9 protein-coding genes and 1 tRNA gene are annotated in these 8,541 nt (G+C 62.6%); 5 read left to right on the top strand and 5 right to left on the bottom strand.

All coding sequences use genetic code 11. From position 1 onward, the window contains the following. Window positions 1-260 precede the first annotated feature (260 nt). The 4 genes from KIH78_RS05855 to KIH78_RS05840 form a co-directional block, all read right to left on the bottom strand. Window positions 261-1,421 (bottom strand): AAA family ATPase, encoded by a 1,161-nt coding sequence (locus KIH78_RS05855; RefSeq protein WP_219131627.1) that lies wholly within the window; start codon window positions 1,419-1,421, stop codon window positions 261-263. A gap of 6 nt (window positions 1,422-1,427) precedes the next feature. Next, on the bottom strand, window positions 1,428-1,634 hold the full coding sequence (locus KIH78_RS05850; protein ID WP_219131626.1) for a hypothetical protein: 207 nt from the start codon (window positions 1,632-1,634) through the stop codon (window positions 1,428-1,430). A gap of 157 nt (window positions 1,635-1,791) precedes the next feature. Beyond that, the gene (locus KIH78_RS05845; RefSeq protein WP_219131625.1) at window positions 1,792-2,064 is read right to left on the bottom strand and encodes a hypothetical protein; all 273 of its coding nucleotides are present in this window, start codon (window positions 2,062-2,064) and stop codon (window positions 1,792-1,794) included. A gap of 50 nt (window positions 2,065-2,114) precedes the next feature. Next, window positions 2,115-2,399 (bottom strand): helix-turn-helix domain-containing protein, encoded by a 285-nt coding sequence (locus tag KIH78_RS05840; RefSeq protein ID WP_219131624.1) that lies wholly within the window; start codon window positions 2,397-2,399, stop codon window positions 2,115-2,117. Window positions 2,400-2,516: 117 nt separating this feature from the next. Between KIH78_RS05840 and KIH78_RS05835 the strand changes: the two genes are divergently transcribed. Together KIH78_RS05835 and KIH78_RS05830 are read left to right on the top strand one after the other, a co-directional pair. After that, window positions 2,517-3,143, top strand: coding sequence for a hypothetical protein (locus KIH78_RS05835; RefSeq protein ID WP_219131623.1), 627 nt, complete (start codon window positions 2,517-2,519; stop codon window positions 3,141-3,143). Between the two features lie 53 nt (window positions 3,144-3,196). Further along, window positions 3,197-4,450: a tyrosine-type recombinase/integrase gene (locus KIH78_RS05830; RefSeq protein WP_219131622.1), complete on the top strand. Its 1,254-nt coding sequence runs from the start codon at window positions 3,197-3,199 to the stop codon at window positions 4,448-4,450. Between the two features lie 42 nt (window positions 4,451-4,492). Here KIH78_RS05830 and KIH78_RS05825 read toward each other — a convergent pair. Further along, window positions 4,493-4,566, bottom strand: a tRNA-Arg gene (locus KIH78_RS05825). A gap of 273 nt (window positions 4,567-4,839) precedes the next feature. On the opposite strand from KIH78_RS05825, the gene KIH78_RS05820 reads away from it, so the two are divergent. From KIH78_RS05820 to KIH78_RS05810, 3 genes are all read left to right on the top strand, one after another. Beyond that, on the top strand, window positions 4,840-5,547 hold the full coding sequence (locus KIH78_RS05820) for an ABC transporter ATP-binding protein (RefSeq protein ID WP_236034450.1): 708 nt from the start codon (window positions 4,840-4,842) through the stop codon (window positions 5,545-5,547). A 94-nt stretch (window positions 5,548-5,641) separates the two neighbouring features. After that, window positions 5,642-7,003 carry a CARDB domain-containing protein gene (locus KIH78_RS05815; RefSeq protein ID WP_236034449.1) on the top strand — a complete coding sequence of 454 codons (1,362 nt, stop codon included), beginning with the start codon at window positions 5,642-5,644 and terminating at the stop codon, window positions 7,001-7,003. Further along, complete coding sequence (locus KIH78_RS05810) at window positions 7,000-8,541, top strand: ABC transporter permease (protein ID WP_219131621.1); 1,542 nt, start codon at window positions 7,000-7,002, stop codon at window positions 8,539-8,541. Before KIH78_RS05815 ends, KIH78_RS05810 begins: the two co-directional genes overlap by 4 nt.

Genomic DNA, 8,541 nt, shown 5'->3' with positions numbered 1-8,541 from the left:
GCATGCCGGCCTCTACCTCGGTGGTGACCGCCCGGTTGGTGACGATGCGCCTACCACACAAGGTCATGCCCGCGCTATGGTCCGCAAGCTGGTGCGTGAGATGCAGGACTATGGGGTTCATTGGGTGGCCTCCGATTCATGCCCCGCGCGCGGGGGTGTGGTACGGGGTAGTAATCAGGGCAGTAATGAAACCGTTGCAATCATTGGGGTTGAATACTGTCCCGATTACTACCCCTTCGTGCATAAGGTGGTCGCGGGTACTAATCGGCGTCATCGTTCAGACTCCAGATGTATCCGATGCCGCGCCCGACATGGTTGGGGTCTCGCGCCGTGGCGATTAGACCGGGGTTGCGTTCCCTGACCTTGCGAAGCTGGGCGGCGGTGTAACCGGCTTTCCCGGCTGCGTCTTCCAGCTTGTTGAATGGTGTCGGGCCGTGTTCGGTGAGCCAGTCTGCAAGCCAGTCCGCAACCTCACCACGCCCCGCGCGCCTTGGTTCGGGAACGCCCGCGTTGATGTTCTTGTTGATGACCTCGTTCACCGTGCGTTCGGTCGGCATGAAACCGGTGATTTTGGGCACGCCGAACACGTGCCCGGTGTCGTCCCTCACGTCATGCGAGATAAGCCCGTACGAATAGCTGGTGTTCTGCTCGGTGGTATAGCTGGACTTGTCGATGGTCACGACGCATGTACCGTCCTCGTCGTCGCGCGCCACGGTGAGCAGCGAACGCACGGCGTCTCGGAACGCGTGCGAGCCGCTGATCTTGTCACTGGCGTAGCCGCCGCCCTTGCTGAAATGCAGGATACCGACCACGGCCATGTCGAGGTCCGAAGCGAACTTCGCCAACGGATCGAGCGCCGCGCGCACGTCGTCCCGCTTGTTGCTGTCGCCGTCCATCGCGCTCGTGATGGGGTCGATGACCCATAGGCGGATGTCGCGGCGGCGGAACTCGGGGGCGAGCGTGTCCAGATCGTCGGGCAGTCGTACCCCGGTCTGGCCGTGTTCGTCGGCCATGCTGAGGAACGTCACGCGGTCGAGGTCGGCGTCTTCGGCCTCGAGCCTCATACGCTGCATCGATTCACTGTCCTCGATGCCTGAGATGCACACGTTGACGGGTTGGCCTTTCCACTTGCCTGCCAAACGTCCGCGCGTGGCGAGCGCCGCCCGGTAGAGGCTGAGCGTGGACTTGCTCACACCGGCGCGCCCTGCAATCAACGTGAGCACGCCGACCGGCAACATTGGATAGTCGAGGAACCTTGGCGCGGTCTTCGCCACCTGAGAGGCAATGGAGAACATGGGGTGTCGTCCTGGCAGCATGGCGTCCTCCGTCGAGGGGAAATCGAGATGCATGGCGTTCTCCACAATCGCCGTCGTGGCCAGATCGGACACGCTCGGCATGGTCGGCCGTGTCTTCGTGGTCATCGTGGTTCACCTCCAAGCGGCGGCAAGCGCGTGGGCAAGGGCCTTGTTGTATGCGGCTGTGGCGGGATTGTTGTACAGGTCCCGCGTGCCCTGCGGCCACTCGCCGTCTGCCTCGCGTCCACGCGCCTCGCGCATGCGGTTGAGATAGCGGCGATAGTCAGCAACGCATGTGAGATACCGGTGCGGATACGATGGTTCAGTGCGGCGAGCCATGCGGCTACCTCCTTCGGATGGTTGGCGATGAGGACGATGGGGACGGCGATGCCTTCGAGCGTGAACGCCGGGATCCACCAGTGGACGAGCGACAAGCCGGCGCCGGTGAGCGCGAGCAGGAACGCGAGATGATGCAGCATGTTGGGTTCCCTGTCCATCACGCCGCCGCCTTCCGGTTCATGTTCCTGTGGATGAACGCGAGAACCGCGTTCTTCTCGTAGACGATCTGGCCGTTCACCAGAGTGTCGAACACCGGGCCGATGCCTTGGGAACGCCACGTCCGAAGCCGGGCCACCGGCACGTCGAGGACGGACGCCACCACGGTCTCCGTGGCCGTGCGGGTCAGTCCGCGCGCCTCGGCTAGCGTGTCCGGGGTGAACCGGGGTACCGTGGGCATTGCGTTCTGGTCGGTGCAAGGGCTGGAACTCATTCGGGCTGCGGGTGCTGCAACACTCGCGGCCCTCTCCATATCCACACAGGTCATTCCGCCACCTTCCGGTCAAACGCCTTTGCTTCGGCGGTGCTGCCGAACGTGGCGCGGTCCAGAAATTCAAGGATGTCGTCGCGCTTGTAAAAGATGCGGCCGTGAATCTTCATGAACCTGAGGTTCACACCCTTGGTACGCCAGTCATTGAGAGTGTTGACCGGGATCCCGGTGACCTCCGTCACTTTCGCGGGCTTGTTGATCGGGTCGAGCTGCGCGGCAATCTCAGCGAAAGCCGTTGGTACGGTGATGGTCGATGCGCCTGTCTTGGTGATTTCCATGTCTGTGTTTCCAATCTCGGAACACTGTGTTCCGGTATTCATAAAGTAACACAAGATTCCGATTCTGGGTACAACATGCCGCCATGGCGTGTCGCGATTCTGGGTACACTGTGTTGCATGAGTGAAAACATGACGCGGGATGAAATGGTCGGGGCCAACGTGAAGCGCCTTCGCGGGAAGGTCAGCATGGATCGACTTGTTGACTTAATGTGCAATGCCGGGAACACTTGGTCAAAGACCACGATTTTCAATATTGAGCATGGACGGCGGCCGTTGAGATTGTCTGAGGCCTCTGATTTGTTGAAATGCTTGGGGTATGATCCGGTTCTCGATTTGCCGAAGCTATTGAACACTCCGGCTGAGGCAGACTTGCAATATGCGGTCGAGCAGATTCCCCAGATGTATAAGCAACTGATTATCGATTTCGATACTCTGGCTAGATACCGTCAGGAATTAGCCGGGGACGCCACCACGTTGCAGCAGGAAGGCTCGTTGAACAAAAAGCTATCCGGGCAGGTGATTGATGTCCTAAAGGCATCTCGCCTAGATTCCTTAATCGGGGCTTTGTTGACAACGAACGACCATTATGCAAATCAGGTAAACGACGATTCGGTGTATTGCCGGTGGCTTAGATCGGGATTGGATGACAACGATGTGGAGCCTGATGAACTCCCAACGTATCAAGACGTCCAATCGATGATTGATGAAGCACTCGGTAATCTCTCTGGAGATCCGGAGTACTAATGGCTAATGCTTGGGTTGCCGACCAGTGGATTAGGAAAGGTGCGCCACCGTCCGTGCTGCGCGTTCTGAATGCATGCAAGTCCGTTGAACGCGCCAACGAGAAGATAGCCGACCGGTGGAAGAAAGCCGAGTTCGGCAAAGGGATGCGTTGGTTGGTCCAATGGTATGAACACGAGGATGGCGAAGAGAGCCGTGGGCGTCTGCGTAGCAAGAGCTTCAAGACGAGGGACGAAGCCGAGGCGTATCGGACGGCCGTCAGCGACGACCAGTATTCGGGCCGGTATATCAACAAGGACGATCGCAACCGCCTCTATCGGGATGTGAAGGAAGAATGGCTCCAGAGCAAGCATGGTGTCAAGGGCAGCTCCATTCGCGGGTACAAGCGCTATATGCGCACGTACGTCCTTCCCAAGTGGGGTGACAAGGCCATCGGATCGATAACACGATCTGACGTATCCAAATGGGTGGGGGAGCTTCGATGCGGTACCGCCCCCTATGACTTCAACAACGACGCCAGGCCGAAGGACCGGTTGAGTGAGAGCTATGTCAAGGGCGTATTCAAAACCGCCAACCAGGTTATGATCTACGCGAAGAAAAATCGGCTGATACTCGACAACCCATTCGAAGGTGTGGAGCTGCCGAGGGACAACAAGCCGGACGACGGTATGGTGTTCCTCACCTACAAGCAAGTGGAGCTGCTGGCCGATGCCGCGATGCTCCCAGGCGACGACCTTCTGATAAGGATGCTCGCGTACACGGGCCTGCGCCCAAACGAGATGATGGCATTGCATGTCGGTGACGTTGATCTGGACGCAAAACGTATTCACGTGGTCAGGAACTTCACTGTGGATAAGGACACGGGAAAACAGATCGAGGGCACGCCGAAGACATGGGAGGTGCGAGACGTAGCCGTTCCTGGATTCCTGATAGATCCATTGACGGAACACATTCGAGGCCGGGATAAGGACGACTATCTGTTCACGGCCCTACAGGGCGGGCCCCTGTATCTGGCGAACTGGAGGAATCGCAACTTCAAGGCAGCGAAGCAACGGGCCAAGTTGGACAAGGTCAAGGGGCTGCGTCCTTACTCGCTACGGCATACCTACGCCTCACTAGCGGTTGCCGCCGGATGTGATGTGAAGACATTGCAGAACGCTATGGGTCACAAGGATGCCACGGTGACGTTGAACACCTATGCGATGCTGTGGCCCGACCGGCTTGATGAAGTGGCGAACGCTCTGGAAGGCAGCCGAGCAGATGCGCTCATGTTGTCTAATGTTGTCCACAATGAGGCAACCAACCAATGACAAAACCCCTTGGAATCGTTGGAATTCCAAGGGGTTTTCCGGTGACCCCGGCCGGGCTCGAACCGGCGACCCTGAGATTAGAAGTCACATGCTCTATCCAGCTGAGCTACGGGGCCGGACCGCAACCATTGTAACGGCGTCCGGGGAGAACACGCGCGGACGCGCGGGGGAGGGGCCGTCGCAGGGCCGTCATCGCCGGCAGCCTGCCCTACGAACGTTCCCCGAACATTTCCCGAACCGTCCCTGATTCATCCCCGAGACCGATGCCGGCACGGACGGCGGCATGGGACACTGGGACGAAGGACGGTCCGTCCCGAGGCGCCATCGCGCACCGTGGATTGTCCGGAACACCGATGGTTCGCCGAGCGGTTTGAGAGAACGGAGTGTCGATGGCTGCGAAGACGCAACGCCCCATGATCGAGGTGCGCAACCTGCGCAAGGAATACCCCGCCGCCGATGAGACTGTCGTGGCCCTCGAACGCATCGACCTCGCCATCCCGCGCGGCCAGATCTGCTGTATCTACGGAGCGTCGGGCTCCGGCAAATCCACGCTGCTCAACCAGCTCGCGGGGCTGGAGAAGCCCACGCGCGGCGGCGTGCGCATCGGCGGCACCATGATCTCCCGCCTCGACGAGCGCGGGCTCGCGGTCTTCCGCCAGCGGCACCTCGGCTTCGTGTTCCAGTCGTACAACCTGCTGCCCAACCTCAACGCCGTGGAGAACGTGGCCATGCCGCTCATGTTCCGCGGTGTGCCCAAGGAACGGCGCGAGGCGGCCGCGCGGGGCATCCTCAAACGGGTCGGGCTCGGAGGACGTCTCACGCACTATCCCACGCAGATGTCCGGCGGACAGCAGCAGCGCGTCGGCATCGCCCGCGCGTTCGTCGCCAAGCCGGAGGTCGTGTTCGCCGACGAACCCACCGGCAACCTCGATTCGAAGACCAAGGTCGACGTGATGGAGATGATCGTCTCCTTCGCCCGCAGCCTGGACCAGACCATCGTCCTCGTCACACACGACGACAACATGGCCGCCTACGCGGACCGGATCGTCACCCTGCTCGACGGCCGCATCATCGACGACCGCATGACGGGACGCTGACGGATGACGACCCGACGGACGCCGCGCCGCCCGCAGACGCGACACGCAAGAGACACGCAAGAGAAGAGACAGTAGAGACAGAAAGGGCACGTCCATGATCACCCTCCGCACACGCATCGCCGCCATGACGGCCGCCATGATCGCCGCGCTCTCCATCGTCTTGGCGCCCGCCATCGCGCCGGCGCCGACGACCACGCATCATGCCGGCGGCATCGCGTCCATCGCCGCATCCATCGCCGCGCCGGTCCGCACGGCGTACGCGGACGACGCGGCGTCGGACAACGCGTCCGTCGGCGCGACGGGGGAGGACGTCGCGCCGATCTCCGGCCCCGTACCCAACGTCATCATCACGAACTTCACGTACGGCGACGGTTCCGTGCCGGTCGGCGGCGACTTCACGCTCACGTTCACGTTCCAGAACAAAGGCAAGGTGGCGGTGAGCAACATGGTCGTCACCGTGGACGGCGGCGACGCGTTCGCCATCGCCGGCGGCACCAACACCTTCTACGTCGACGTGCTCTACGCCGGCCGCTCCGCCACGCAGAGCGTGCCCATGCAGGCCCTGTCCAGCGCCACGAGCGGCGCGCAGGGCGTCACCGTCGGCTTCCGCTACGAGTACGTGGACGGCGGCTCACGTTCCTCCAGCTCCTCTGACATCAAGATCTCCGTGCCCGTCTCCCAACCGGACCGCTTCCAGCTCGACGACCCCGTCCCGCCCGAAGACGCCACCGTCGGCACCGAGACCACCATCACCATGAACTACGTGAACAAAGGCAAGGGCGACATCGCCAACGTGGAGGCGTCGATCGAGAGCGAGGGGCTCGAGACCACCACGAAGACGCAGTACGTCGGCAACGTCGCGTCCGGCGCGAGCGGTTCCATCGGCTTCGCGTTCACGCCGACCGCCTCCGGTTCGATCGAAGCCAAGCTGCATATCGCCTACGAGGATTCCGACGGCAAGCCGCAGTCGAAGGAATTCCCGGTCACCGTCGACGTCGCCGAGGCGCCGGCCGTGGACGAGACGGACATGACCGTGGAGGACGCGACCGCGGACGCGGGCGTCCCCTGGTGGGTGTGGGCCGTGGCGGCGATCGTCGTCGTGAGCATCGCCGTGGTCGTGACGGTGGTCGTGGTCCGTCGCCGCAGGAAGCGCAAGGAGGCGGCGCAGGCCGAAGCCGACGATTGGGACGACTGGGGTAAGACGCCGGCGTCCGATACCGATACGTCCGACGCGTCCGAGGCGTCTGCGGCGTCCGCGTCATCTGATCCGTTGTCCCCGTCCGTTCCGTCCGCGGCATCCGACGCCCAGCCCACGCAGGTCCTCGACCTCACCTCCCTGCCCGCGCCGGATCCGTCCTCGGCCGTCGCCCCCGTCTCCGAAGCCCCGTCCGCTTCCACGGACGGTCACGGTCCGATGGCCTCCCGTCCGCGTCGCGCGCGCAAGGAGCGCGTATGAGGTTCTCCGACATCCTGCGTCTGTGCGCGCAGAACCTGTTCCGACGCAAATCGCGTACGTTCCTGACCGTGCTGGGCGTGATCGTCGGATGCTGCTCGATCGTGCTCATGGTGTCCTTCGCCCAAGGCATCAACGAGCGCAACGAGAAGACGCTCAAGTCGATGGGCGACCTGTCCATCGTCACCGTGTACACCGCCGGCGGCATGGAGGTCGAAGGCGGCGGCTCGTCCTCGTCCGGCTCCGGCGAGGCCGTCAAACTCGACGACAAGGCGGTCGAATCGTTCCGCGCGATCCCGGACGTCGCCGGCGTGACCCCGGTCGTGACCCTTCCGTACAACGCGACCGCGAAGGCGGGGGCCGGCGGACGCTACATCTTCGACGGTGTCTCCATCATGGGCATCGACATGTCCCAGCTCGACACGATGGGCTTCACGCTCAAGGACGGATCCGAACCGTTGCGGGACGGCCAGGTCCTGGCCGGGGAATGGACCGCCTACGGCTTCCTCGACTCGCTGAACAACGGCGCCCAACGTTCCTATGAGGACGGCTCCTGCACCTACAACGCGGCCACGGACCGGTGCGAGGCGCCCGAGACCGAGGATCCGTTCTTCGACCTGCTCACCACGCCGCTCACACTGACCTCCGGCGTCGAATATTCCGGCGACCCGTACGTGCAGAACCTGTATGGCGGTTCCTCCGGCGGCTCGTCCGGTTCCGGCACGACCGGCGCGAGCGCCGACCCGAAGAACGTCGACGTGGACCTCAAGGTCACGGGCGTGGTCGCGAGCGACTACAACAAGGGATACGCCACCGTGCAGGGGTTCATCATGGACCTCAAGGCGTTGAAGTCGCTCATCGCGCAGATCGATTCCACGTCGTCGGCCGCGAGATCCGCGACCTACGACCAGGTGTACGTCAAGGCGACCGACCTGTCGCAGGTCCCCGAAGTGGAATCCGCGCTCAAGGCCATGGGCTATCAGACGTCCTCGTACGAGGACATCCGCAAGCAGATGGAGGAGCAGACGCGCGTCATCCAGCTCATTCTGGGCGGCATCGGCGCGGTGGCGCTGCTCGTCGCCGCCATCGGCATCGCCAACACGATGGTCATGTCCGTGTCCGAACGCACGCGTGAGATCGGCATCATGAAGGCGCTCGGTTGCACCGTGCACGACATCCGCGTCATGTTCCTCACCGAGGCGGGCGCGATCGGTCTTCTCGGCGGTGTGGTCGGCGCGGTGCTGAGCGCGTTCGTCTCGCTGTGCGTCAACATGGCGGGCATGGTGATCTTCGGCATGTCCTCGGATTCGTTCTCCGGCGTCTCGTCCGGCTCATCCGGGGGCGGCGGGGAATCGTTCGGCATGATGCTCTGGCATGCGATAGCCGGCGGCGAGGACGTGACCCGTTACTCGGTCATCCCATGGTGGCTGTACCTGTTCGCGGTGGTCTTCGCCACCTGCATCGGCCTGCTGTTCGGGTTCGGCCCGGCCAACAAGGCGGTGAGGATCCCCGCGTTGGACGCCATCAGGGACAGTCAGTGA

The sequence above is a fragment of the Bifidobacterium saguinibicoloris genome (assembly GCF_019331725.1).
GTDB lineage: Bacteria > Actinomycetota > Actinomycetes > Actinomycetales > Bifidobacteriaceae > Bifidobacterium > Bifidobacterium saguinibicoloris.
This window is presented reverse-complemented; position numbering and strand designations above follow the sequence as displayed.

Coding starts and splice junctions, on each gene's coding strand:
- KIH78_RS05810 (WP_219131621.1), top strand. CDS start 7,000: ATGAGGTTCTCCGACATCCTGCGTCTGTGCGCGCAGAACCTGTTCCGA.
- KIH78_RS05820 (WP_236034450.1), top strand. CDS start 4,840: ATGGCTGCGAAGACGCAACGCCCCATGATCGAGGTGCGCAACCTGCGC.
- KIH78_RS05840 (WP_219131624.1), bottom strand. CDS start 2,399: ATGGAAATCACCAAGACAGGCGCATCGACCATCACCGTACCAACGGCT.
- KIH78_RS05845 (WP_219131625.1), bottom strand. CDS start 2,064: ATGAGTTCCAGCCCTTGCACCGACCAGAACGCAATGCCCACGGTACCC.
- KIH78_RS05835 (WP_219131623.1), top strand. CDS start 2,517: ATGAGTGAAAACATGACGCGGGATGAAATGGTCGGGGCCAACGTGAAG.
- KIH78_RS05815 (WP_236034449.1), top strand. CDS start 5,642: ATGATCACCCTCCGCACACGCATCGCCGCCATGACGGCCGCCATGATC.
- KIH78_RS05850 (WP_219131626.1), bottom strand. CDS start 1,634: ATGGCTCGCCGCACTGAACCATCGTATCCGCACCGGTATCTCACATGC.
- KIH78_RS05855 (WP_219131627.1), bottom strand. CDS start 1,421: ATGACCACGAAGACACGGCCGACCATGCCGAGCGTGTCCGATCTGGCC.